Raw genomic sequence first — 25,593 nt, 5'->3', positions numbered from 1 at the left:
AATTTCTAAGAATCATTCAAAGGCTGTGCCAAGTTCTTTTTTTTGATGGAATTTATTTGTTAAAAAACCAGCTATTAATTCAACAATTTTTCGTTCAGAAAAGGTGCAGTATAGGATTCTTTATTTTGGGCCACATCTTCCGGAGAGCCAGCGGCGATAAGCCTTCCGCCAACATCTCCTCCTGCCAGGCCCAGATCAATCACATGGTCTGCACACTTTACAAGATCCATGTTGTGTTCGATCACAATTACGGAATGTCCTTTGGAAATAAGGGCGTTGAAAGACTTCAGTAATTTCTGGATATCATGGAAGTGAAGTCCTGTGGTAGGTTCGTCAAAGATAAACAGCGCCTTTTCCTTCGTGGTGCCTTTTACCAGAAATGAAGCTAATTTAATACGTTGAGCCTCCCCACCTGAGAGGGTAGAGGAGCTTTGTCCCAGTTGCACATATCCAAGGCCCACATCCTGTAAAGGCTTCAATTTCGAGGTAATTTTTTCTTCCCCGTTCTCATGGAAAAACTGCACTGCATCATCAATGGTCATATTCAAAACATCGTCAATATTTTTGCCGGCAAACGATACCTCCAGGATTTCTTTTTTGAACCGTTTTCCGTTACAGGTTTCGCACACCAGGTGGACATCGGCCATGAACTGCATTTCAATGGTCACTTCGCCTTCGCCTTTACAAGTCTCGCAGCGGCCCCCATCAACATTGAATGAAAAATGCTTGGGTTTATATCCCCTAATATCACTCAGCTTCTGTTTGGAGAACAAATTCCTTATGTCATCATAGGCTTTAATGTAAGTTACGGGATTTGATCGCGAGGAGCGTCCAATAGGATTCTGGTCTACAAATTCTACGGAAGCGATATTCCCAAAGGAACCTTCGATCTTTGTAAATTGACCGGGTTTCTCTCCATATCCTCCTATTTCTTTCAGCATCGCAGGATACAGGATCTTTTTTACAAGAGTGCTCTTTCCACTTCCCGATACACCGGTTACGGCCGTGAAAACCCCCAGGGGAAATCTCACATCAATATTTTTTAAATTATTCTCCCTTGCCCCGATTACATCCACGTAATATTTAGAGGTGCGGCGTTTTTCAGGTACTTCGATCCTCATGGTATTGTTCAGATATTTTGCGGTCAGGGAATCTGAAGCAAGGATGTCTTTAAAAGTTCCCGTGGCGACCACCTCCCCGCCATGAGTACCAGCTTCAGGACCAATATCAATGATCTCATCTGCTGCTTTCATGATATCTTCATCATGTTCTACCACGATGACCGTGTTGCCAAGGTCACGAAGGGACTTAAGTACCCCAATCAACTTCAAAGTATCGCGGGGATGTAATCCTATTGACGGTTCATCAAGAATGTACATGGAACCCACCAGACTGCTACCTAAGGAGGTGGCAAGATTTATACGTTGGGATTCCCCGCCGGAGAGGGTGTTGGATTTCCGGTTTAAGGTGAGGTAATCCAGACCTACCCTTGAAAGGAAATTCAACCTGTTGCGGATCTCTGTCAAAAGTCTTTTAGCGATCGCAGCATCGGTTTCATTCAGAACCAGTTGATCAAAGAATTCGGTAACCTTGTCAATAGGCTTCTCAACCAGGTCGGTTATGGTGACCCCGCCAATTTTCACGTAATTGGTCTCTGGCCTGAGCCTTTTTCCTTTACAGACAGAACATCTTGTTTTTCCGCGGTAACGGGAAAGCATCACCCGATTCTGGATCTTATAGGCTTTGGACTCCAGGAAAGCGAAGAATTGATTTAGACCTTCAAAATATTTATTCCCGTTCCAAATGAGATCTTTTTGCTCCTGCGTTAGCTCGTAATAAGGTTTATGAATAGGGAACTTAAATTTATGGCTGTTGTTCACCAGTTGGTCGCGGTACCAGCTCATGCTTTCGCCGCGCCAGGGGTAGATGGCATTTTCGTAAACCGATAGAGCGGTATTGGGGATCACCAGATCCTCATCTATTCCAATTACATCGCCATAGCCTTCACATTTGGGACAGGCCCCATAGGGATTGTTGAAACTAAAAAGGTGCACATTGGGTTCCAAAAAGGTCATCCCGTCAAGCTCAAATTTATTGCTGAACTGTCTTATCTTCTTGTCTTCCAGGCTTTCTACGAAAAGTTCTCCTTTTCCTTCAAAAAAAGCGGTTTGCACCGCATCTGCAAGTCGGTTCTGGAAATCTTCATCATCTTTATACACGATCCTGTCCACCACCAGAAAAAGGTCTTTTTTACCCAATCCAGATAGATCTGACTCATCTATCCTCAAAACTTCCTTTCCAATTTTCATGCGGCTGTAGCCTTGTTGTAACAAGACCTTCAGCTTTTCTTCGGCGGTTCGGCTCTCTTCTACATGAACGGGGGCTAATAGAAGCAGTTTGGAGCCTTCAGCAAAAGTTTTTACATAATTGACCACATCTGTGACCGTATCTTTTTTTACCTCATTTCCTGAAACCGGAGAATAGGTCTTTCCTATCCTTGCAAACAATAGTTTCATATAATCATAGATCTCAGTGGAAGTCCCCACCGTAGACCGCGGATTGGTAGAATTCACCTTTTGCTCAATAGCAATGGCGGGAGCGATCCCTTTAATGTAATCCACCTGAGGTTTATTAAGTCTCCCAAGGAACTGCCGGGCATAGGAGGAAAGACTTTCCACATACCGGCGTTGGCCTTCGGCATACAAAGTATCGAAGGCCAGGGATGATTTACCCGACCCTGAAAGTCCGGTTAAGACCACGAGTTTATTCCGCGGAATAACGGCATCAAGGTTCTTCAGGTTGTGGAGTTTGGCTCCCTTTATTATAATATTCTTTTTGGGATCTACATCAGAAATATCTACCATCATAGTTTCTTCAATTGTAAAGAATTGCAAAGATACTTAAACTCAGGATTTTCATGCCCTTTGGTAAGGGAAAGTAACCCCTTGAAAGTTAACTTGTTAAAAATCTTAACCTTTTATTTGGTAATGTGAAAATTTTCCTGTTATATTTGCTATTACTACGAACTCAAACCAATTTGCCTATAACATAAAGTTACTTTTGAACTATTGACTAACCTGCAGGCCCACCCCAACAGCCTGAAAAAAGTAACTCTTATGGAAAACAATGAGGCAACCGATGCTTTTCTTGTGAAAAGCTACATGGAAGGAAATGAACATTCCCTTTCAGTACTGATCAACCGACATCAACACAGAATTTACAGTTTCATCTTTTCAAAGGTCTTCGATAAGGATATCTCCGAAGATATTTTTCAGGATACCTTTATAAAAGTGATTCGAACCCTGAAAAGGGGAAAGTATAACGAGGAAGGAAAGTTTCTTCCGTGGGTGATGAGAATTGCACACAACCTGGTAATTGACCATTTCAGAAAAAGCAAAAGAATGCCCAAATTCGAGAACAGCGGAGATTTCAACATTTTCTCTGTACTGAGTGATTCTGGTTTAAATGCTGAAAAACAGATCATTAAAGACCAGATCGAGGCAGATGTAAAGGAGCTTATCAAGGAACTTCCCGAAGACCAACTAGAGGTCCTGGTGATGAGGATCTATAAAGACATGAGTTTCAAGGAGATATCTGAAAGAACGGGAGTGAGCATCAATACGGCTTTAGGCCGCATGAGATATGCCCTTATCAATCTTAGAAAGGTGATTGAGAAGCATAATTTGGTTCTTACCAACTAATGCAATAATGTAAGTTTTGTTTCGTTATTAGTTTATCATAAACAACTGACGATGGCAAAACTTTACTCCAGGAATTCACCTAAAAAAACGAAAAAAATGTCTCCAAAAAAGGAAACTATTAATTTCCTTTTGAATTATTCTAAGGCTTTGAAAATAAGTTCTTATAAAAACATTCAGTTCGAAAGCATTCTGAACTAAACTTAAAAGGACCCTTTAACCACGGGTCCTTTTTTTGTAATATTCTTCAAGAACACTCTTTCGCCCTATAGTTCTGGTGATAATGTCCTTTTCCAGGTTCCAGCCCCGGGCCGGGGAATATTCCCTGCCATACCATATGATCTGCAGATGAAGTTCATTCCATATTTCCTTTGGAAAAAGCCTTCTCGCATCTCTCTCTGTCTGCACTACATTTTTTCCGTTAGAAAGGTTCCATCTATACATTAATCTATGTATATGCGTATCCACCGGAAATGAAGGGACTTCAAAAGCCTGTGACATTACCACACTTGCAGTCTTATGACCTACGGCCGGAAGTTCTTCCAGGGCTTCAATATCTGCGGGTACCTGTCCACCGTGTTTATCGATAAGAATGTGTGAAAGGCCATAGATACCCTTTGCTTTCATTGGGGAAAGGCCTACGGGTTTGATGATCTCCCTTATCTCTTCTATTGTAAGTTTTACCATGGCATAAGGATTATCTGCTTTTGCAAAGAGAAGGGGAGTGATCTGGTTAACGCGCACATCTGTACTTTGCGCCGAGAGCAGGACGGCAATTAAAAGGGTATATGGATCTTTATGGTCTAAGGGAATAGGAACAGTGGGATAGATCTCTTTTAGGGTTTCTATAACGAATTGTACTTTTTCCTGCTTGTTCATTTTGTGTAACTTTAGGGCAAAAGTAAACAATATGACGACATTGAAGGAAGGGGATAAGGCCCCGCAATTTTCATCAAAAGATCAGGATGGCAATGTTCATTCTCTGGAAGACTATAAAGGAAAAAAACTGGTGGTATTCTTCTACCCCAAGGCAAGTACCCCGGGATGTACAGCAGAAGCCTGTAATTTAAGGGACAACTGGGAAGTCTTTAAAACCAAAGGATATGAGATCCTGGGTGTAAGCGCTGATTCTGAAAAGAAACAGAAAAATTTCAGGGATAAATATGAGTTGCCATTCCCGTTGCTGGCCGATGAAAATAAAGAAGTGATCAATGCCTTTGGCGTGTGGGGACCCAAGAAGTTCATGGGGAAAAAATATGACGGAATTCACCGTACCACTTTTGTGATCGATGAAGAAGGGAAGATCTCTGAAGTTATTTCTAAAGTGAAGACCAAGGATCACGCCGCCCAGATACTTTCCTGAAGACTTCTTGCTACTGAAGAAGGTTAGGGTTTTACCCAGACCTTCTTTAGTGTAGCTAAAGAATCACAGTTTTCAAAAAGAAGTTCCAGATGTTGGTTTTCTTCTGATTCTCCCGTAACCATATAGGTTTTGCAGGAATCTAATTTGGTATTGCTTCGGCCGAAATCAATATCTCCGGATTCCAATATTGCCGAGATCTGGAGTGTGTCAATCTTGTAATTGATCATGGCTTCCCGTGCCTCTTCAGAATAAGCCCGCTCCTTAATTCTTATATTTTTCAGTACCCGCGCATCGGGAGAGTAATCACATGATGCTCTTTTTCCGCTCAGAAAAAAAAAGAGAATAACCAGGCCAATGGCGAATCCCCCCAGGTAAAAGCCAAGTCGGTGAATAAATTTCATTCTGTCTTTAAAATATTAGAAGATTAATGTCCCTGTAGGAAAGATCGAACCAGTCAGCAATAGATTTGTTGGTAAGAATTCCGTGGTAAAAGTACAAACCATTTCTCAATCCCTTGTCGAATCTTAGGGTATTTTCAAGTCCGCCCTGTTCTGCAATGTGCAGCAGATAGGGAGTGAAAATATTGCTGATGGAAAGGGAAGAGGTACGGGCATACCGGGAAGGGATATTGGGAACACAGTAATGGACAACGCCATATTTTACGAAAGTCGGTTTTTCATGGGTGGTCACCTCGCTGGTTTCAAAACAACCGCCCATATCAATACTTACATCTATGATCACTGCCCCTTTCTTCATGTTTTGAACCATGCTGTCTGTGACCAGGACAGGGGAGCGGTTCTGTCCTCTTACTGCCCCTATGACCACATCACTGCGTTTAAGAGCTTTAATCAGGTTCTTGGGTTGTATGGTAGAAGTGTGCAATGGCCTTCCAAGGTTTGCCTGCACGGCCCGAAGTCGGGTAAGGGAATTATCGAAAATTTTAATATTGGCACCCAGGCCCAGGGCAGATCGTGCTGCAAACTCTCCAACGGTACCTGCGCCTAATATCACTACTTCAATGGGTGGCACCCCGCTGATATTCCCAAACATCAACCCATTGCCCGCGGGATTATTGCTCATGATCTCAGAAGCGATCAGAATAGATGCTGTTCCTGCTATTTCGCTAAGTGCTCTAACCGCAGGATAAGTACCATCATCATCACGTATGAACTCAAAAGCAAGGGCGGTCACCCTTTTGGCAGCGAGTTTTTCAAAATAACTTTTTTTCTGGGTCTTAAGTTGCAGTGCAGAAATTATGGTGGTTTGTGGGTTCACCATGTCCAGTTCTTCCAGGGTGGGAGGTTCCACCTTGAGTAACATGGGGCAGGAAAAGACTTTTTTAGTATTGCTGGTGATCTCTGCTCCCGCTTCAGAATAATCTTTGTCACTGAATTTTGCTCCGGCGCCGGCTCCCGTTTCCATCAATACCCGGTGACCGTGAGCTGTCATGGCTGCAACCGCATCGGGGGTCAGGCAAATCCTTTTTTCCTGGTAGGCGTTTTCTTTCGGGATGCCAATGAATAACTGGCCTTTGTGTTTGTAAACTTCCAGGGTCTCTTCCTGTGGGATCAACTGGTCCTTGGTAAAAGGGGAAACTTGCTCGGTCATAATTTTTTCGGTAACAAGAAATAAATTACGACTTTTTTAAAGAGATATGCAAGATTTAGAGTCTTACGTAGTAATCCTCTTTAATCTCTTCGGAAGTATGTTCCTCTTCTTCCCTAAAAGATTTTATCTCCTGGTACTCCTTATCAGATAAAGGCGAAAAGGGAGAAATATTTTCCCGTTCCAATTCACTCAGGTCTATACCATAAACACGGTCAAATATTTTAATCCTGATAAGATAAACTAGGGAAAGAATAACTATAAAAAAAGGAGCTAAATAAATCAATTGATTCACATCAATTACTCCTTCTCCGTAGAAATCCTCATACACAGCAGAGACAAATTGATACGCATACATTACGGTAGGAACAAGAATAACATGGTACCACCAATGTTTACAGGTGAAGAACCAAATGAGCAGTAAGAATAGGGGGGTGATTTTCCCTAGGAAAGTCCAGGCTGCAGTTAAAACATCCTTATAATATTTACTTTCATAGCTAAAAAAAGAATTTTCCCAAACGGGACCGCTTGGGAAAATTTCATATAAATAAAATAAATAAGGTGAAAATGCTATACAAATAGCTATGATACTACCCGTTAGTAGGAACCCGGATGAGCCTTGTATCAACAGCGGTTTTCTTGATCTCATTTTTGTCATCGTTGTCAGTGGTTGAAGTTACAAAGAAAGTGGCTCCAAAGATGGAAACTGCTAAAAGTACGGCTTTAATTTTCATGATATAGTTTTTTAAAGGTTGTGTTTCGTTTTGTTTACTGAAGCAAACCTATAAAAAACTAATCCGCTAATTTTTAATACATTATTTGTACTTTTGCGCCCTTTTTGGAAGAAAAATCTGCCACTTCCTGAAATTCTATATCCTGATTTTATTAGTTAAAAAAATGTATTTTTTCGACGTCTGCTCTCATGCACCTGCTAATTTCTATGTTTTCTCAAATTTTGAAAGTAAAATCTTACTTTTAAAATTTTTTGCTAAATAAGGAAAACCTTACAAAATTAACAAAACTTTAACTTTCTGATTCCTTCATCCAGTATTTCTATCTCGAGTTTTTGATGCTCTTCCTCAATAAAACTTCCAACTTTTTCCGGCCATTCAATAAAATTCCAGGCATCACTCTGCAAATATTCCTCAAATCCCATATCCCAGGCCTCAGATTCATCGTTGATCCGGTAAAAATCGAAATGATTTACCGTACCGTCTTCGGTTTCATAAACATTAACAAGGGAAAAGGTAGGACTGGAGCCAATATCTTCGGCACCCAAAATTTTAAGTAATTCTTTGATCAACGTGGTTTTTCCTGCTCCCATTTCTCCATAAAAGAGAATGGTTTTGCCTTTGGTATTTTGCAAAACCTTTTGGGCAACAGCTTCAATTTCAGACAGAAGGTAGGTGACTTCCATATGGTACTTAACAGGATTTGGGCAGGTAAATATAGTTAAAATCTTATTACCGAGGTGATAAGACCGCAAATGGGATGATCATCTCTTCCATTGATACCCCGCCGTGCTGGAAAGTATTCCGGTAATAACTCACATAATGGTTGTAATTATTGGGATAGGCAAAGAAGAGGTCTCCCTTGGCAAAGATGAAGGAACTGCTCATGTTAATGCTGGGCAAATGTATGGTCTTTGGATTGGGCGCTGCCAGTACATCTTTTTCTTCATAAGTTAAACTCTTACCGGTTTTGTACCTCAGGTTAAGACTGGTTTGTTTATCTCCAATCACTTTTGAAGGGTTCTTTACATTGATAGTACCGTGATCTGTGGTAAGTATAAGTTTGAAACCTAAATTCTGCGCCTGTTGAATGATCTCCAACAAAGGTGAATTTCTGAACCAGCTATGTGTAAGGGAACGGTAAGACTTGTTGGTGGACGCAAGTTCCTTAATGACCTCCATCTCAGTTTTGGAATGAGAAAGCATGTCCACAAAGTTATACACCACAACGGTAAGGTCGTTATCCTTCTGGCTCCTGAAATTCTCCACCAGCCTTTTTCCTGCCTTCAGACTGCTTATTTTATGATATTCATGTTTAATATTAGCCCCTAACCTTTTTAACTGAGCCTGAAGGAATTCATCTTCATGCAGGTTCTTGCCGCCTTCATCTGTGTCGTTCTTCCATAGGTTTGGATAAAGTTTTTCCATATCACTTGGCATGAGGCCAGAAAATATCGCATTTCTTGCATATTGGGTAGCAGTGGGAAGTATACTGAAAAAAGGTATTTCCTGCTCCTTTTTATAATAGTTGTTGACCACCGGCTCAAAAGCCTTCCATTGGTCATATCTCATATTATCAATTACGACGAGCAGAGTGGGTTGTTCCTTACTAATTTCGGGTAGAATCTTTTCCTTGAATAAGGTATGGGACATGATTGGTGCATCAGCATCCTTCTCAAACCAGGCCGGATAGTTCTTATCTATGAATTTGCAGAATTGGGAATTTGCTTCGGTCTTTTGAGATTCCAGGATCTCAAACATACCTGTGTCTTCTATGTTTTCCAGTTCAAGTTCCCAGTAAATTAGTTTCTGGTACAGTTCCGTCCAGCCTTCATAGGAATTGATCATGGCCATGTCCATGGCGATCTTTCTGAATTCCTGCTGATAACTGGAAGTGGTCTTTTCTGAGATCAACCTTGAATGGTCGAGATTCTTTTTAATGCTAAGAAGGATCTGGTTCGGGTTTACCGGTTTAATGAGATAATCGGCAATTTTGGAGCCAATGGCTTCCTCCATTATATATTCCTCTTCACTTTTGGTGATCATGACCACGGGGACGTTGGCCTGTTTCTCCTTGATCTCTGCAAGGGTCTCAAGACCCGTTAGTCCGGGCATGTTTTCGTCAAGGAACACTATGTCAAAATTCTCCTTTTCGATCTCTTCCAGAGCTTCGGTTCCGCTTTGACAGGTATGGACATTATAATTTTTGCTTTCCAGGAACAAAATGTGGGGTTTCAGAAGATCAATTTCGTCATCTACCCATAGTATTTTGATATCGTTCATATATGTATCTTTGTTCGAATTAATAAAATAAAGGATCAGGGCTTGATTTCAAGAAATAAACTCAAAATTCTAAACGATCCAATTTACGGATTTATTACGATACCAAACGAACTGGTGTTTGATATCATTGAGCATAAATACTTTCAAAGATTACGCCGTATTTCCCAAATGGGGTTGTCATACCTGGTCTATCCCGGCGCCCATCACACCCGTTTTCACCATGCTTTAGGATGTTTGCACCTTATGCAGAAAGCCATCGCGGTGCTGCGAATAAAAGGGGTTGAGATCTCTCCTGAAGAAGAAGAAGCCCTGCAGATAGCCATTTTGCTGCACGACATAGGTCACGGTCCTTTTTCTCACGCCATGGAACACAGCATCGTGGAAGGGGTGAGCCATGAAACGATCTCTTCCCTTTTTATGGAGAAGATCAATAAGAAGTTTAACCAAAGATTAACTTTGGCGATCAAGATATTCAAAGGGCAATATCATCGCAAATTTTTGTGTCAGTTAATTTCAAGTCAACTCGACATGGACCGGCTTGATTACCTTAAAAGGGACAGTTTTTACACCGGGGTGGCAGAAGGCAATATCAACAGCGAGCGGCTTTTAAGTATGCTGACCGTAGTTGATGATGTTCTCATGGTGGAGGAAAAAGGCATCTATTCAGTAGAGAAGTTCCTGCTCGCCCGTAGACTAATGTACTGGCAGGTTTATCTACATAAGACCGGGGTGGTGGCAGAACAGTTGCTCATTAGGGTGCTCAAGCGGGCAAAAGAACTGGTGGGGGAAGGAAGGACCCTGTTTGGCAGTACAGCCCTTACTTATTTTCTGAAAAACCAGATCACCGCTGAGAATTTTTCCGAAGAAACATTAGAGATCTTCGCACAACTTGACGATTATGATATACTTTCTGCCATGAAAGAATGGGTTAATGATGAAGATTTTGTGCTTAGTAACCTTTGCCAGATGATCATAAACCGGGACCTTTTGAAAATAAAACTGAAGAAGAAACCGGTGAAGGAAGAGCGCCTGCAGGAGCATATCGAAAAGCTTATGGAGCAATATTCTATTTCTGAAGAGCAGGCGAGGTATTTTGTTTTCAGCGGGGACATCTCCAACCTGGCCTATAAAAAGGAAGATGAGAAGATACATATTCTCTTTAAGAGCGGAAGGATCACCGATGTCATTAAAGCTTCAGATCACTTTAATTTGAAGGCGCTTTCAAAGCCTGTGACCAAATTTTATATCTGTTACCCAAAACGGAAAGATTAACTAATTTTTTTACTTTTGCCAGAATGAAATTTACAGCAGCTCAAATAGCAGGTATATTAGAAGGTGAAGTTTCCGGTGATCCAAATGTGGAAGTTGATAAACTGGCCAAAATTGAGGAGGGGACAGCAGGAGCTATTACCTTTTTAGCCAATCCAAAATATACATCCTATATATATTCTACCAAAGCTTCTATCGCGATAGTAAGCGACAGTTTTGTAGCAGAAGAAGGACTTTCAACCACACTTATACGGGTGAAAGATCCCTATAAAGCTTTTTCCAAACTCCTGGAGTATTATAATAAGGTGAAACTTAACAAAACAGGGATCGAGCAGCCAAGCTTTATCTCAGAATCGGTTAAGCACGGAGAAAACCTTTACCTTGGAGCGTTTGCCTACCTTGGTGAAAATGTGATATTAGGAGATAACGTGAAGATATTTCCGAATTCCTATATAGGAGACAACGTGAAGATTGGGAATGATGTGATTATTTTCCCGGGAGCAAAAATTTATTCAGAAACCATAATAGGCAATAATTGTGTAATCCACGGAGGTGCGATTGTTGGTGCCGACGGCTTCGGTTTTTCACCCGACCAGGAAGGGGTATATTCAAAAGTTCCACAAATAGGGAATGTGATCATTGAGGATAATGTTGATATTGGAGCGGGAACAACCATTGATCGTGCTACCCTTGGCTCTACTATAATCCGCAAAGGGGTGAAGCTGGACAACCAGATACAGATAGCCCACAATGTAGAGGTAGGTGAAAATACAGCCATTGCAGCCCAAACCGGGATAGCCGGTTCTTCCAAGATCGGAAAGAATTGCCTCATTGGAGGACAGGTGGGTATTGCCGGTCATATTAATATAGGAAATCGTGTGAAGGTCCAGGCACAGTCGGGCATAGGTCGCAACATTAAGGATGATGAGGTTATACAGGGTTCTCCTGCGATTGGATACAATGAGTACAACAAATCATATGTCCATTTCAAGCATTTGCCTAAGATAGAGGATCGCTTAACTCAACTAGAAAAAAAACAAAAGGATAATGGCTAAACAGCAAACCATAAGGAAAGAAATTTCCTTGACAGGTGTGGGACTTCATACAGGAAATGAAGTAACGATCACATTTAAACCTGCCCCTAACAACAGTGGCTTCACTTTCGTAAGGTCAGACCTGGAGGGGAAACCCTCAATAGAAGCCGACGTGGCTTATGTGGTCAACACCCAACGTGGTACCAATCTGGAGAAGGGCGGGGTGACCATACAAACATCAGAACATGTATTGGCTGCCTGTGTTGGTTTGGAAATAGACAACCTCATTATCGAACTAAATGCTTCTGAACCTCCAATTATGGACGGTTCTTCAAAATTCTTTGTCGAGGCCCTTGAGGAGGCAGGAATTGAGGAGCAGGAATGTGACCGTGAGGAATATGTAGTTAAAGAGGTAATTAAATATACAGATGAAGCTTCGGGAAGTGAGATCCTCGTGATGCCTGCTGATGAATACCAGGTTACAGCCATGGTAGACTTTGGTACCAAAGTATTGGGTACACAGAATGCCTCACTTCAGAAATTATCTGATTTTAAAACGGAAATCGCTGACTCCCGAACCTTCAGTTTTCTTCATGAATTAGAAACCCTGCTGGAGAACGGACTCATAAAAGGTGGGGACCTTAACAATGCAATCGTTTATGTGGACAAAGAGCTAAGTCCTGAAACAATGGAAAAGTTAAGGGGTGCTTTCAAAAAAGAAAATATTGCTGTAAAACCAAATGGTATCCTTGATAATCTTACCCTTCACTATCCAAATGAAGCGGCTAGACATAAGTTGCTGGACGTAATAGGAGATCTTGCCCTGGTAGGTACCCGCATACGCGGAAAGGTGATCGCAAATAAACCCGGTCATTATGTGAACACCCAGTTTGCCAGGAAGCTTTCCAAGATCATAAAAGCCGAGAAAAGGAATAATGTGCCGCACTATGATCTTGACCAGGAACCATTAATGGATGTCAATGAGATCATGAACATCCTGCCGCACCGGCCACCTTTCATATTGGTTGATAAGATCATCGAACTAACTGAAAGTACAGTAGTGGGCGTAAAGAACGTCACTATGAACGAACCTTTTTTCGTGGGGCATTTTCCCGGAAAGCCGGTTATGCCCGGAGTACTTCAGGTAGAGGCCATGGCCCAGACTGGAGGTATCCTTGCGCTAAAATCTGTACCGGACCCTGAAAATTATCTCACATTTTTCATGAAGATAGATAATGTTAAGTTCAAACGCCAGGTGGTACCGGGAGATACTTTGATCTTCAAACTGGAATTACTCGCCCCCATAAGAAGGGGGATCTGCCAGATGCAGGCATATGCTTATGCCAACGGTAAGCTGGTAACCGAAGCCATTCTAATGGCTCAAATCGTAAAACAAAAATAAAAATTATGAATCAACCCTTAGCATACGTACATCCCGGTGCCAAGATTGCAAAGAATGTGGTGATTGAACCTTTTACCACCATACACAATAATGTGGTGATAGGAGAAGGTACCTGGATAGGATCGAATGTTACTATAATGGAAGGGGCCCGGATAGGTAAGAACTGTAATATTTTTCCCGGCGCTGTAATTTCAGCCATTCCACAGGATAAGAAATTTGATGATGAAGATACAACCACTGAGATAGGTGACAATACCACTATCAGGGAATGTGTCACCATAAACCGGGGTACCTCAGACAGGATGAAGACCGTGATTGGTAAGAATTGCTGGATCATGGCTTACTGCCATATTGCCCATGACTGTATAGTGGGAGATAATTGTATCTTTTCCAACAACAGTACTCTTGCCGGTCATATCAATGTAGGAGACTATGTGATACTGGCAGGAATGGCTGCCATTCAGCAGTATTGTAGTATAGGAAGCCATGCCTTTGTAACCGGGGGCTCCCTGGTGCGAAAAGATGTTCCGCCATTCGTTAAGGCGGGTAGGGAGCCGCTTTCTTACGTGGGAGTCAATTCTATCGGATTGCGGAGGAGAGGATTTTCAACAGATAAGATCAGGGAGATCCAGAATATTTACAGAATATTGTATCAGAAAAATTATAATAATTCCCAGGCGGTGGCCATTATTGAAGCTGAAATGGAAGCCACTTCAGAAAGGGATGATATTCTGGAGTTTATAAAGAATTCCCAACGTGGGATCATGAAAGGATATATTAGTTCAAATTAATCACAGAGAAATGGCAAATACAAGCGATATTAGAAATGGATTATGCATCAGGTATAATCATGACATATTTAAGGTTATTGAATTTTTACACGTAAAACCGGGGAAAGGACCTGCTTTTGTTCGTACAAAACTTAAAAGTGTGACAACCGGTAAAGTGATCGATAACACCTTTTCTGCAGGTCATAAAATCGAAGATGTAAGGGTGGAAACCCACAAATTTCAGTTTCTTTATAATGACGGGGAATTCTACCACTTCATGAATACTGAAGATTATACCCAGATAAGATTGACCGAAAGTGCACTCGATGCACCCGGACTTCTCAAAGAAGGGGAAGTGGTTACTATTTTGATCAATACAGAAGATCAAATGCCCCTTTCTGTGGAAATGCCGGCAAGTGTGATCCTTGAGGTCACCCATACAGAGCCCGGAGTAAAGGGAAACACAGCGACAAACGCCACTAAACCCGCGACTGTAGAAACAGGAGCCGAAGTGAATGTGCCTCTATTCATCAACGAAGGTGACAAGATCAAAATAGAGACTGAAAAAGGCACCTATAAAGAAAGAATCAAGGAATAAGGAGCAGAGGACAGAGGATAGTCAAAATCTTTCTTCTCAAGTCTCACATCTCCATACTTAATACTCAATACCCATGAAGTTTCCGCAACCACATACCCTTGAACAAATAGCAACCATAATTTCAGCGGAATATGTCGGGGCGTCAGATTTCCCTGTTCTGGGAATGAACGAGATCCACGTGGTCACCCCGGGAGATATTGTATTTGTAGATCATCCTAAATATTATGATAAGGCTTTAAATTCTGCAGCGACCATTATTCTTATAAATAAAAAAGTCGACTGTCCCGAGGGAAAAGCACTATTGATCTCAGATGATCCCTTCAGGGATTTTAATAAACTCACCCGGTATTTCAGGCCTTTTGAAAAAGCCACTTCTTTAGTAGCTGCTTCCGCAAAAATTGGAGAAGGAACTGTGGTTCAGCCCAATGTCTTTGTGGGGAATAATGTTAAAATAGGTAAGAACTGTATTATTCATGCCAATGTAAGCCTGTATGACAATACGGTTATTGGTGATAATGTGATCATTCACTCCGGAACGGTACTGGGAGGTGATGCCTTCTACTACAAGAAAAGACCTGAAGGTTTTGATAAGCTGCTTTCAGGGGGCAGAGTGGTCATCAGGGATGATGTGGAGATTGGTGCCAACTGCACCATTGATAAAGGGGTGACAGGAGATACCACTATTGGCAAAGGAACGAAGTTGGACAACCTTATCCAGGTGGGCCATGATACGGTAATTGGCGAAAAATGCCTTATTGCCTCCCAAACCGGTATTGCGGGAGCGGTGATCATTGAAGACGAAGTCACGGTTTGGGGGCAGGTTGGAATGCGTAGTGGGATCACCGTGAAAAAAGGTGGTGTAATGATGGGGCAGGCCGGTATAACAAAATCAACCAAAGAAAATACTATTTACAGTGGTAACCCGGCAATGGAATCGCGGGCAAAGCTTAAGGAGTTGGCACTTCTGCGCCAATTGCCTAAATTGATCGAAAATCTAAAAAGTTGATATGAGCCTAGAACCTAAAGAATGCGTCGAGAAATTTTATTCTTCAGATTTTTACAGGGATCCTGAAACTATCAGGAAATATCTTCATCCTGAAGCCGAATTATTCTGGAACAGCAGTGCCGGATTTCATAAATTAGGTTTCCAGGAAATTTGTGATATTTCCAAAGAACTCACTAAATCATTTGAATCCTTGCGTACAGACGTCAGCCATCTTCTTGCAGATGGGGATATGGTCACTATCAGATTCACCTATTACGTAAAGACGATAGAAAATCCTGATGAGGAATTGCCAATGGCTCATTTTATAGCGATTTGGCAGGTGAAAGACGGCAAAATGTTTAAAGGCCATCAAATTAGTCAGCAGGCTGATGACAGTCCCGAAAATCTCGATTCTTTCCTCCCAAGTAAATAATGAAAAACCTTTAGGTTTCTTCTATAAAAACCTATTTTTGTAACACAAAATTCAAAAATCAACTATGAGCGTTTTAGTAAATAAAGATTCAAAAATAATTGTTCAGGGATTTACCGGAAGTGAAGGTACTTTTCACGCCGGCCAGATGATAGAATACGGAACAAATGTGGTAGGTGGGGTTACTCCTGGAAAAGGTGGGCAACAACACCTTGAAAAACCTGTTTTTAACACAGTTTCTGAAGCTGTAAAAGAAACGGGAGCAGATGTTTCCATCATTTTTGTACCCCCGGCATTCGCTGCAGATGCTATTATGGAAGCTGCCAATGCAGGGATCAAGGTAATTATTACGATTACTGAAGGTATTCCTGTTGCAGATATGATCAAGGTAGCAGACTATATTAAAGATAAAGATTGCCGTTTGGTAGGACCTAACTGTCCCGGGGTGATCACTCCCGAAGAGGCCAAGGTGGGTATCATGCCCGGATTTGTCTTCAAAAAAGGAAAGGTTGGAATCGTTTCTAAATCTGGTACCCTTACTTATGAAGCGGCAGACCAGGTTGTAAAACAAGGTTTGGGCATTACTACAGCGATTGGAATTGGAGGAGATCCTATAATCGGAACTACTACTCAGGAGGCGATTGAAATGTTCATGAATGACGATGAAACCGAATGTATCGTGATGATAGGTGAGATAGGTGGGCAGCTGGAAGCAGATGCTGCAAGATGGATCAAAGATAACGGGAACAAAAAACCTGTTGTTGGCTTTATTGCAGGTGAAACTGCTCCAAAAGGTAGAACCATGGGACACGCCGGGGCTATCGTAGGTGGAAGTGAAGATACAGCCGAAGCCAAAAAAGCCATTATGCGTGAGTGTGGGATCTATGTTGTAGATTCTCCTGCGGAAATTGGAAAGAAAGTAAAAGAAGTAATGGGCTAATCAATCCTATTTACTCATATAAAACCTCCGTGGTTTGCTGATGGAAAATCAGGAACTTCCGGAGGTTTTTTAATGTTAAACCCACGTTTTATTATATTTGGTTTTAATTTTTAAATACTGACCAGGAAATACATTTTTGATATGAAATTATTAGAAGGAAAGAATGCCATAATTACCGGTGCCAGCAGAGGTATTGGAAAAGGAATAGCTGAAGTATTCGCAAAGCATGGAGCAAACGTTGCCTTTACCTACAGTTCTTCTGTAGAAGCAGCCAATGAACTGGAGAAAGAACTTCAGGCTTTAGGAATAAAAGCCAAAGGTTACAAGTCTAATGCTGCCAATTTTGAAGAGGCCCAGGAGCTTGTCAAGAATGTCATGACCGACTTCGGAAGCATAGATATTTTAATCAACAACGCGGGTATTACCAAGGACAATCTTTTAATGCGAATGAGCGAGGAAGATTTTGACAAGGTGATCGAGGTGAACCTGAAATCTGTTTTCAACATGACCAAGGCTGTACAGCGCCCTATGCTGAAGCAGCGCCACGGGAGCATCATTAACATGAGCAGTGTGGTAGGTGTGAAAGGTAATGCCGGCCAGGCAAATTATGCAGCATCTAAAGCAGGAATGATAGGTTTCTCAAAATCCATGGCCCTGGAATTAGGTTCAAGGAATATTCGAACCAATGTGATCGCTCCCGGATTCATCGAAACTGAAATGACAGGGAAACTGGATGAAAAAGTTGTTGAAGGCTGGAGAGAGGCAATTCCTTTGAAAAGAGGAGGTACCCCTGAAGATATCGCGAATGCATGTGTATTCCTGGGTAGCGATCTGAGTGCTTATATCACTGGTCAGGTATTGAATGTTGACGGCGGAATGCTTACCTAATATTATTATTGCTGCCCGAAAAAGCGAAATTTTCAACTGAGATCTTTTTAGCTGAAATTTTTAACTTTTCGGGCAGCTGTTTTTATTCAATGGCATTTATCCCTATCTTCCTTTTCCGTTTTAACCGGGGAAATAAAAATGCCTGCTACCACTATTTTACTTATCATTTTAGCACTGGTCCTTGCCGGGGCGATCTCCTTTTTTCAGTATTTTTTCCGTGCAAAAGGAAGTCGGAGCAGGAATTCAGTCTTTGCTTTTCTTCGGTTTCTTAGCCTTTTTTTGCTCTTTCTGCTGTTGATCAATCCGCAGATCAAAAATGAGGAGTATTATACCGAGAAACCTCATTTGGTGCTGGCTGTAGATAACTCCGGTTCTGTTGCGCACTTTAAGGCAGAAGAAGAGGTGAGGCAGCTGGTGGATAATATTTCGCAGCATGAGCAGATCAATGAACGTTTTGATGTGGAGATCTTCACCTTCGGAAATGAGCTGAAAAAACAAAGTGATCTTACCTTCGAAGAACGCCAGTCGAACATCCCAGCTGTCTTCAGAGAACTAAACAAACTTTATGAGAATTCCACTGCCCCTACTATTCTTATTACAGACGGGAACCAAACCCTGGGAGAGGATCTTACTTTCTCAGCTCAGAGATACCGGCAACCTTTGATGCCCGTAGTGGTAGGGGATACCACTTCTTACCAGGACCTGGCGATCTCCAGGATCAACGTGAATAAATATGCCTTTCTTGAAAACCGGTTTCCGGTGGAAATTATGGTTTCCTACTCGGGAAAGACCGGGATCAACACTCGTGTAACGATCAGCTCCGGGAAAAATGTAATATTTAAAAGTCCTGTTTCTTTAAGCCCTCAAAATAATTCTGCTGTGCTACGAGCTGAAATTCCTGCTTCCTCAGTGGGGGTTAGAACTTTTGAGGCAAAGATTGAACCTTTGAACGATGAAAAGAATGTTCAGAACAACACAAAGGAATTTGCCGTGGAAGTGATCGATGAACGCACCTCCATTCTCCTGGCCTATGAGGTGCTGCATCCTGATTTGGGAGCAGTTAAAAAAAGTATTGAGGCCAATCAGCAACGGGAAGTCAGCCTGAGACATATTAATACTGTCCCTGCTGATATTGAACAATATCAACTGGTGATCCTTTATCAACCAACAGAAAGTTTTAAACTGCTGCTGGACGAACTTAAGAAAAAGAAAAGGAATCACTGGTTCGTCACAGGGCCTTTGACCAACTGGCGTTTCCTGAATGGCGAACAGGAGACCCATCAACAGGAAATCACCGGGCAGACTGAAGAATTCTTTCCGGTACTTAATTCCGGATTCCGGGCTTTTCAGGCAGAAGATATAGGTTTTGATGATTTTCCTCCGCTGCAGGGAAATTTCGGTCAACTCACTTTTCCCGAAACTACAGAAACCCTCCTTTTTAGGAAAATACAGGGAATGGAAACGCAAATTCCCATGCTTTGTTTTACTGAGCAGGATGAGCTTAAAACAGCTTTTCTATTTGGAGCTGATATCTGGAAATGGCGAAGCCGGTATTACCAGGAGAATGAAACATTTGCTGGCTTTGATGAATTTATGGGAAAGATCGTGCAATATCTTTCTTCAGGAAAAAGGAAAGAACGCCTTACCATTGAGTATGAACCTGTTTACGATGGAAGCGTAATGCCTTTCATAACAGCAGAATATTTTGATAAAAATTACATTTTTGATGATCGGGGAAGGTTGACCTTAACCTTAAAGGAGGAGGGAGAAAACGAAGAGAGAAAAATCCCCTTTTTGCTGCGGGAGAACAGGTATACTGTTGATCTTGGACATCTTTCTCCGGGTGAATATTCTTTTTCGGTATCTGTAGCTGGTGAGAATTTAAGAAGATCGGGGAAATTCAGGCTGCTTTCCTTTGATGTGGAATCCCAATTCACCGGGGCAAACCTGCAAGTTTTAAAGACCATTGCCGAACAAAAGGATCAGGAATTGTACTTCCTGGGAAGTTCTGCTGCTTTAATAGAAAACCTGCTTTCATCGAATTCTTACCTTCCGGTGCAAAAAAAGAGAGAAAACACCGTACCTTTGATCGACTGGTATTATTTACTGGCAATCATCATACTTTCTTTAAGTATTGAATGGTTTTTAAGGAAATATTACGGGCACATTTAAATTAATAAATACAATTTCTATTATGGACAGATTACCCAAAATTGGGTTACCAATTTTAATTTTCGGAATTCTTTTAATTATTCTCATTGCGAAATCAACAGTTACTATAGACTCAGGTGAAGCCGGAGTACTTTATAAGACCTTCAGTGGAGGGGTGGTAACAGAACAACCCCCGTTAAATGAAGGTTTTCATTTTGTAGCGCCCTGGAACAAAGTCTTTGTTTACGAAGTACGTCAGCAATCTTTGGATGAAAAAATGCAGGTACTTTCTTCAAACGGATTGGAGATAAAACTTGATGCTTCTATCTGGTTCCAACCAGACTATAATGACCTGGGAAAATTACACCAGGAAAAAGGAGAAGCCTATATACAACGGGTCTTACAGCCCGCAGTAAGGTCGGCGGCACGTGCCGTGGTGGGTAGGTATGCTCCCGAACAACTTTATGCCAGCAAAAGAGAAGCCATTCAAAAGGAGATCTTTGAGGAGACTCAGGTGCTTCTTAAGAATCAATATGTACAAATAAATGAGGTTCTGGTACGTGATGTTTCCTTGCCAGCAACTATTAAAGATGCTATTGAGCGAAAATTACGCCAGGAGCAGGAGTCACTGGAATATGTTTTTAGGTTAACAAAAGCAGAACAGGAGGCAGAAAGACAGAGAATTGACGCTGAAGGTAAGGCCCGCGCGAACGAGATCCTTGCTGCATCTTTGACAGATATGGTTTTAAAGGAAAAAGGAATACAGGCAACTGTAGAACTGGCTAAATCACCTAATGCAAAAGTGGTGGTTATAGGTTCCGGAGATGAAGGTTTGCCTTTGATCCTTGGAAATAACTAAAGCTAAAAAATCGAAAATTGCTTTTGATTTTAAAATAAAGCTGTATTTTCGCATATATAAAATGAAATCACAACAACTACATCATCATCATTCTCATAGGTTCGCTCTTGCGAGGTGAGATTGATATGTGTGTATAACATATTTTTAGAAACCCGTTTGAGCAGCTCAAACGGGTTTTTTTATTCCTCCCGTTGATCTGCCCGGACACAAAATTTTTCAGATGAAAAAACTACGAGTTGCGGTACAAAAATCAGGTAGGTTACACGATGATTCTTTAAAATTATTTCACGATGCCGGTATTTCCATAGATAATGGGAAGGAACAGCTAAAGGCGGCTTCAGGAAATTTTCCTCTTGAGGTATTCTACTTGCGGAATGGGGATATTCCGCAGTATTTAAGAGATGGGGTAGTAGATGCTGCGATCATTGGAGAGAACGTACTGGTGGAAAAAGGGGAAGACATTACTATGGCAGAAAAGCTTGGCTTTTCGAAATGCCGGGTTTCGCTGGCAGTTCCAAAAGCCACAAAGTATTCTGAAATTAAGGATCTGCAGGGAGCAAGAATTGCCACGTCTTATCCCAACACGGTGAAGAATTACCTGGCCAAAAAAGGCATTACGGCTGATCTTCATATCATAAACGGATCTGTTGAGATCGCTCCCAATATTGGGCTTGCAGATGCTATTTGCGATATCGTCTCCAGTGGCAGTACACTTTTTAAGAATAACCTGAAAGAGGTGGAAGTAATGCTGAAAAGTGAAGCCGTACTGGCTGTTTCTCCAGGAATTTCTGAAGAAAGAAGTGAGATCTTAAAGAAACTACAGTTTCGAATTAAGTCGGTTTTACGTGCCCGAAGTTCCAAGTATATTCTCATGAACGTCCCCAACTCAAAACTTGATGCTGTGGTAAAACTGCTTCCCGGAATGAGGAGCCCCACCGTGCTTCCTTTGGCCGAAGAAGGCTGGAGTTCCCTTCACACCGTGATCTCTGAAGAGAGATTCTGGGAGGTGATCGATGAACTTAAAGCTAATGGAGCTGAGGGAATCCTTGTGGCTCCAATTGAAAAAATGGTCCTTTAAATATTAAAGAATGAAGAAGTTTATTGATCCTGAAAAGACAGAGTGGGAGGCAATTCTCGAACGCCCCACAAAAACAGTTGCCGATATTGAACAGCTGGTGGAACAGATATTTAGAGAGGTTAAAGCAGATGGTGACACAGCAGTACAAAAATACTCTCAACTCTTTGACGGTACGACTTCCGGAACTTTCGAAGTGACCGTGGAAGAAATTGAGAAGGCAGCAGCCGAAGTTCCTGAAGAGTTAAAAGCAGCTATTGACCTTGCAAAGCAGAACATTTCACGATTTCACGCCGCTCAAAGAACAGAGAAAGTGGTGGTGGAGACCGTTCCCGGAGTTCAATGCTGGCAGGAAAAGAGGCCTATACAGAAGGTGGGGCTTTACATCCCCGGGGGAACGGCACCTTTGTTCTCCACCATTCTCATGCTGGCCGTTCCCGCACAATTAGCAGGTTGTAAAGAAGTGATCTTGTGTACGCCTCCTGCTAAGGATGGTTCTGTAAATCCGGTGATCCTTTATACCGCTAAGTTATGTGGGATCGAAAAGATCTATAAAGTGGGAGGCATTCAGGCTATTGCAGCCATGACTTTTGGAACCCAAAGTATGGGAAAGGTATATAAGATCTTTGGCCCCGGAAATCAATACGTCACAGTAGCGAAGCAAATGGCCACCAAATATAATGTAGCGATTGATATGCCTGCGGGACCTTCAGAATTATTAGTGGTAGCAGATGATAGTGCTGATGCGACTTTTGTAGCTTCAGATCTGCTTTCTCAAGCCGAACACGGTGCCGACAGTCAGGTGGTGCTGCTTTCCCTTTCAAAGCAACTTTTGGAAAAGGTAGAGGCTGAAATAGTATCTCAACTGGAGGATCTTCCTCGGAAGGAGATCGCCAGGGCAGCGATCGAACATTCCCGTTTTATTTTTATGAATTCAAAAGATGAGGCGCTTGAACTCATTAATGAATATGCACCAGAGCACTTCATTATCTGCACGAAGAACCCCGATTTCTATGTGAACGGGATTTCCAATGCCGGTTCAGTTTTTATAGGGAACAACACCCCCGAGAGTGCCGGTGACTATGCTTCGGGTACCAATCATACGTTGCCTACCAACGGCTATGCCCGGCAGTACAGCGGGGTCAATCTGGATAGCTTTTTGAAGTCTATAACCTTTCAGCAGATCTCTGCGGAAGGGATCGAAAGAATAGGACCTGCAATTGAATTAATAGCAGAAGCCGAAGGTTTGCAGGCCCACAAAAAGGCGGTAAGCCTGCGACTGGAGAAACTAAAAAAAGCGAAGAATGAGCAATAGATTTGATCTTCAAAAACTGGTACGGCCGAATGTGCTGAAGATGCAGGCCTATTCTTCGGCCCGGGACGAATTCAAAACCGATGGTCGAAAAATGACATTTTTAGACGCCAATGAAAATCCGTTTGAGAATGGCGTGAACCGATATCCAGATCCGCAGCAGGTCAGGGTGAAGCAGGTTCTTGCCTCACAAAAAGGGGTTTCTGAAGCACAAATTTTATTGGGGAACGGCAGTGATGAAGTACTGGACCTGATATTCAGAGCTTTTTGTACCCCCGGGATCGACAATGTTATAACCCTACCACCCACTTACGGCATGTATAAAGTTCTGGCAGATCTGAATGAGGTTGAGGACAGAAAAGTGGTGCTTAGAGGCGATTTTCAACCCGATGTGGAAGCCATTTTTCAAAAAGTAGATAAATACACAAAACTCATTTTTCTCTGCTCCCCGAATAATCCCACCGGAAATACATTTTCTGAGACTTCTGTAGAGAAGATCCTGGAGAAATTCAACGGACTTGTTGTCATTGATGAGGCTTACATTGATTTTTCTGCTGAAGCGAGCTGGCTCGGCCGGCTTCAGGAGTTTCCGAACCTGGTGATCACACAAACCCTCTCAAAAGCTTATGGTTTAGCCGGAATACGGCTTGGGATCTGTTATGCTTCCGAAGAGATCATTAGTATTTTAAATAAGATCAAACCTCCTTATAACGTCAATGAACTTACGCAGCAAAAATCCCTTGAAAGGCTTTTAGATCCTGAAGAGGTGAAAAATGAAGTTAAACTCATTCTTCAGGAAAGAGGGGTGCTTAAGACTGAGCTGTCAAAAATGCCTTTCGTAAAGGAAATTTTCCCTTCAGACGCCAATTTTCTGTTGGTAAGAGTGAAGGATGCCGGTATACTTTACCGTAAATTACTAGGTGCCGGCGTGGTGGTGCGTAATCGCAGCAACCAGGAATTATGTGAAAATACTTTGAGGTTCACTGTGGGAACACCAGAGGAGAATAAAAAATTGATCGGGACCTTAAAGCAACTTGAATTATGAAAAAATTACTTTTTATAGACCGTGACGGCACCATTGTACTTGAGCCGGAAGATTACCAACTGGACAGTTTTGAAAAGCTGGAATTTTATGAAGACGTATTTCAGTATATGGCCAGGATCGCTAAGGAACTGGATTATGAACTGGTCATGGTGACCAACCAGGATGGACTGGGAACAGATTCTTTTCCGGAAGACACCTTTTGGCCGGTCCAGAATTTTATCCTGAAGTCCTTTGAAAATGAAGGGGTGAAGTTTGAAGAGATCATTATTGACCGTACTTTCCCGGAAGATAATGCTCCCACCCGGAAACCCGGAACAGGTTTATTGAAATCCTATTTTGATACTGAAAAATATGATCTGGAGAATTCATTTGTTATTGGCGACAGATTGACCGATATGGAGCTGGCGAAGAATCTTGGAGCAAAAGGGATCTTTATAACCGGCCATGAAGAACTGGGCAGTAGCGAGATCTCGGTTAAAAAAGAGGAGCTCCAAAATTTCATACAAAAGGAAACAAACAGCTGGAGGGAGATCTATGAATTCCTGAAGCTTGAAGCACGTTCAGCTACCCTTAATAGAAAAACTAACGAGACCGATATTTTCATTTCCCTTAATCTCGATGGGACCGGAAAAAGCAAAATTGACACAGGGATTAAATTCTTTGACCACATGCTTGACCAGATCGCCCGTCATGGACAAATGGACCTGGAGATCCTGGTGAAGGGCGACCTTGAAGTTGATGAACATCATACCATTGAAGATACGGCAATAGCTCTGGGAGAGGTCTTTTCAAAAGCTTTAGGTAATAAGCTGGGAATAGAACGCTATGGCTTTTGCCTGCCTATGGATGATTGCCTGGCGCAGGTCGCGATTGATTTCGGCGGAAGGAACTGGCTGGTTTGGGAAGCAGAGTTCAAAAGAGAGATGATAGGAAAAATGCCTTCAGAAATGTTCTATCACTTCTTTAAGTCTTTCACTGATGGAGCAAAAGCAAACCTTAATGTTAAGGCCGAAGGCACCAACGAACACCATAAGATAGAAGCCATTTTTAAAGCTTTTGCCAAAGCAATAAAAGTAGCTGTTAAAAGAGATCCCGATAAAATGATCCTGCCATCAACCAAAGGCATGCTTTAGGGTAGGGGCGGGATATTAGATA

Annotated in this window: 25 protein-coding genes; 17 read left to right on the top strand and 8 right to left on the bottom strand. The window is 42.0% G+C overall.

Going from position 1 to position 25,593, the window contains the following annotated elements; translation table 11 throughout:
- Nucleotides 1-74: 74 nt before the first annotated feature.
- Nucleotides 75-2,867, bottom strand: a complete 2,793-nt coding sequence (gene uvrA, locus ACFSTG_RS13005) for an excinuclease ABC subunit UvrA (protein ID WP_380753650.1) — start codon at nucleotides 2,865-2,867, stop codon at nucleotides 75-77.
- A gap of 249 nt (nucleotides 2,868-3,116) precedes the next feature.
- On the opposite strand from uvrA, the gene ACFSTG_RS13000 reads away from it, so the two are divergent.
- Nucleotides 3,117-3,701, top strand: a complete 585-nt coding sequence (locus ACFSTG_RS13000) for an RNA polymerase sigma factor (RefSeq protein WP_380753647.1) — start codon at nucleotides 3,117-3,119, stop codon at nucleotides 3,699-3,701.
- A gap of 213 nt (nucleotides 3,702-3,914) precedes the next feature.
- On the opposite strand, the gene ACFSTG_RS12995 is transcribed toward ACFSTG_RS13000, so the two are convergent.
- Nucleotides 3,915-4,577, bottom strand: a complete 663-nt coding sequence (locus ACFSTG_RS12995; protein ID WP_380753644.1) for an endonuclease III domain-containing protein — start codon at nucleotides 4,575-4,577, stop codon at nucleotides 3,915-3,917.
- A 31-nt stretch (nucleotides 4,578-4,608) separates the two neighbouring features.
- On the opposite strand from ACFSTG_RS12995, the gene bcp reads away from it, so the two are divergent.
- The gene (gene bcp, locus ACFSTG_RS12990; RefSeq protein ID WP_380753641.1) at nucleotides 4,609-5,061 is read left to right on the top strand and encodes a thioredoxin-dependent thiol peroxidase; all 453 of its coding nucleotides are present in this window, start codon (nucleotides 4,609-4,611) and stop codon (nucleotides 5,059-5,061) included.
- A gap of 23 nt (nucleotides 5,062-5,084) precedes the next feature.
- Here bcp and ACFSTG_RS12985 read toward each other — a convergent pair whose 3' ends face one another.
- From ACFSTG_RS12985 to porX, 6 genes are all read right to left on the bottom strand, one after another.
- A complete protein-coding gene (locus tag ACFSTG_RS12985; RefSeq protein ID WP_380753638.1) occupies nucleotides 5,085-5,462 on the bottom strand; it encodes a DUF4258 domain-containing protein in 378 nt (125 codons plus the stop codon).
- 7 nt (nucleotides 5,463-5,469) lie between these two features.
- Nucleotides 5,470-6,669, bottom strand: a complete 1,200-nt coding sequence (locus tag ACFSTG_RS12980) for an alanine dehydrogenase (protein ID WP_380753635.1) — start codon at nucleotides 6,667-6,669, stop codon at nucleotides 5,470-5,472.
- 55 nt (nucleotides 6,670-6,724) lie between these two features.
- Nucleotides 6,725-7,024, bottom strand: a complete 300-nt coding sequence (locus tag ACFSTG_RS12975) for a hypothetical protein (RefSeq protein ID WP_380753632.1) — start codon at nucleotides 7,022-7,024, stop codon at nucleotides 6,725-6,727.
- A 232-nt stretch (nucleotides 7,025-7,256) separates the two neighbouring features.
- Nucleotides 7,257-7,400, bottom strand: a complete 144-nt coding sequence (locus ACFSTG_RS12970; RefSeq protein WP_380753629.1) for a hypothetical protein — start codon at nucleotides 7,398-7,400, stop codon at nucleotides 7,257-7,259.
- Between the two features lie 278 nt (nucleotides 7,401-7,678).
- Nucleotides 7,679-8,083 (bottom strand): tRNA (adenosine(37)-N6)-threonylcarbamoyltransferase complex ATPase subunit type 1 TsaE, encoded by a 405-nt coding sequence (gene tsaE, locus ACFSTG_RS12965; protein ID WP_380753625.1) that lies wholly within the window; start codon nucleotides 8,081-8,083, stop codon nucleotides 7,679-7,681.
- 46 nt (nucleotides 8,084-8,129) lie between these two features.
- Nucleotides 8,130-9,680, bottom strand: coding sequence for a T9SS response regulator signal transducer PorX (gene porX / locus ACFSTG_RS12960; protein ID WP_380753621.1), 1,551 nt, complete (start codon nucleotides 9,678-9,680; stop codon nucleotides 8,130-8,132).
- A gap of 42 nt (nucleotides 9,681-9,722) precedes the next feature.
- On the opposite strand from porX, the gene ACFSTG_RS12955 reads away from it, so the two are divergent.
- The 15 genes from ACFSTG_RS12955 to hisB all read left to right on the top strand — a co-directional run bounded on the left by ACFSTG_RS12955 (nucleotide 9,723) and on the right by hisB (nucleotide 25,571).
- A complete protein-coding gene (locus tag ACFSTG_RS12955; RefSeq protein WP_380753616.1) occupies nucleotides 9,723-10,952 on the top strand; it encodes an HD domain-containing protein in 1,230 nt (409 codons plus the stop codon).
- 23 nt (nucleotides 10,953-10,975) lie between these two features.
- Entirely contained in the window at nucleotides 10,976-12,004 is a 1,029-nt protein-coding gene (gene lpxD / locus ACFSTG_RS12950; RefSeq protein WP_380753611.1) for a UDP-3-O-(3-hydroxymyristoyl)glucosamine N-acyltransferase, read from the top strand.
- A complete protein-coding gene (locus ACFSTG_RS12945; RefSeq protein ID WP_380753606.1) occupies nucleotides 11,997-13,385 on the top strand; it encodes a bifunctional UDP-3-O-[3-hydroxymyristoyl] N-acetylglucosamine deacetylase/3-hydroxyacyl-ACP dehydratase in 1,389 nt (462 codons plus the stop codon). The genes lpxD and ACFSTG_RS12945 overlap by 8 nt, the downstream gene beginning before the upstream one ends.
- Before the next feature lie 5 nt (nucleotides 13,386-13,390).
- Nucleotides 13,391-14,176, top strand: coding sequence for an acyl-ACP--UDP-N-acetylglucosamine O-acyltransferase (gene lpxA / locus ACFSTG_RS12940; protein WP_380753601.1), 786 nt, complete (start codon nucleotides 13,391-13,393; stop codon nucleotides 14,174-14,176).
- A 10-nt stretch (nucleotides 14,177-14,186) separates the two neighbouring features.
- The gene (gene efp, locus ACFSTG_RS12935; RefSeq protein WP_380753597.1) at nucleotides 14,187-14,753 is read left to right on the top strand and encodes an elongation factor P; all 567 of its coding nucleotides are present in this window, start codon (nucleotides 14,187-14,189) and stop codon (nucleotides 14,751-14,753) included.
- 73 nt (nucleotides 14,754-14,826) lie between these two features.
- Entirely contained in the window at nucleotides 14,827-15,759 is a 933-nt protein-coding gene (locus tag ACFSTG_RS12930) for a UDP-3-O-(3-hydroxymyristoyl)glucosamine N-acyltransferase (RefSeq protein ID WP_380753593.1), read from the top strand.
- A gap of 1 nt (nucleotide 15,760) precedes the next feature.
- Entirely contained in the window at nucleotides 15,761-16,171 is a 411-nt protein-coding gene (locus ACFSTG_RS12925) for a nuclear transport factor 2 family protein (RefSeq protein WP_380753590.1), read from the top strand.
- Between the two features lie 64 nt (nucleotides 16,172-16,235).
- The gene (gene sucD, locus ACFSTG_RS12920) at nucleotides 16,236-17,108 is read left to right on the top strand and encodes a succinate--CoA ligase subunit alpha (RefSeq protein WP_380753587.1); all 873 of its coding nucleotides are present in this window, start codon (nucleotides 16,236-16,238) and stop codon (nucleotides 17,106-17,108) included.
- 141 nt (nucleotides 17,109-17,249) lie between these two features.
- Nucleotides 17,250-17,996, top strand: a complete 747-nt coding sequence (gene fabG / locus ACFSTG_RS12915) for a 3-oxoacyl-[acyl-carrier-protein] reductase (protein WP_380753583.1) — start codon at nucleotides 17,250-17,252, stop codon at nucleotides 17,994-17,996.
- A gap of 138 nt (nucleotides 17,997-18,134) precedes the next feature.
- A complete protein-coding gene (locus tag ACFSTG_RS12910) occupies nucleotides 18,135-20,168 on the top strand; it encodes a vWA domain-containing protein (protein ID WP_380753580.1) in 2,034 nt (677 codons plus the stop codon).
- Between the two features lie 22 nt (nucleotides 20,169-20,190).
- Nucleotides 20,191-21,006, top strand: coding sequence for a prohibitin family protein (locus tag ACFSTG_RS12905; protein ID WP_380753577.1), 816 nt, complete (start codon nucleotides 20,191-20,193; stop codon nucleotides 21,004-21,006).
- Between the two features lie 220 nt (nucleotides 21,007-21,226).
- Nucleotides 21,227-22,084 (top strand): ATP phosphoribosyltransferase, encoded by an 858-nt coding sequence (hisG, locus tag ACFSTG_RS12900; protein WP_380753574.1) that lies wholly within the window; start codon nucleotides 21,227-21,229, stop codon nucleotides 22,082-22,084.
- Nucleotides 22,085-22,094: 10 nt separating this feature from the next.
- A complete protein-coding gene (gene hisD / locus ACFSTG_RS12895) occupies nucleotides 22,095-23,396 on the top strand; it encodes a histidinol dehydrogenase (protein ID WP_380753571.1) in 1,302 nt (433 codons plus the stop codon).
- Entirely contained in the window at nucleotides 23,386-24,438 is a 1,053-nt protein-coding gene (gene hisC / locus ACFSTG_RS12890; protein WP_380753568.1) for a histidinol-phosphate transaminase, read from the top strand. Before hisD ends, hisC begins: the two co-directional genes overlap by 11 nt.
- On the top strand, nucleotides 24,435-25,571 hold the full coding sequence (hisB, locus tag ACFSTG_RS12885; protein ID WP_380753565.1) for a bifunctional histidinol-phosphatase/imidazoleglycerol-phosphate dehydratase HisB: 1,137 nt from the start codon (nucleotides 24,435-24,437) through the stop codon (nucleotides 25,569-25,571). Before hisC ends, hisB begins: the two co-directional genes overlap by 4 nt.
- Nucleotides 25,572-25,593 lie beyond the last annotated feature (22 nt).

The sequence above is a fragment of the Salinimicrobium flavum genome (assembly GCF_042684505.1).
Lineage (GTDB): Bacteria > Bacteroidota > Bacteroidia > Flavobacteriales > Flavobacteriaceae > Salinimicrobium > Salinimicrobium flavum.
The sequence above is the reverse complement of the archived record's forward strand: the minus strand, read 5'-3'. Positions and strand labels throughout refer to the sequence as shown.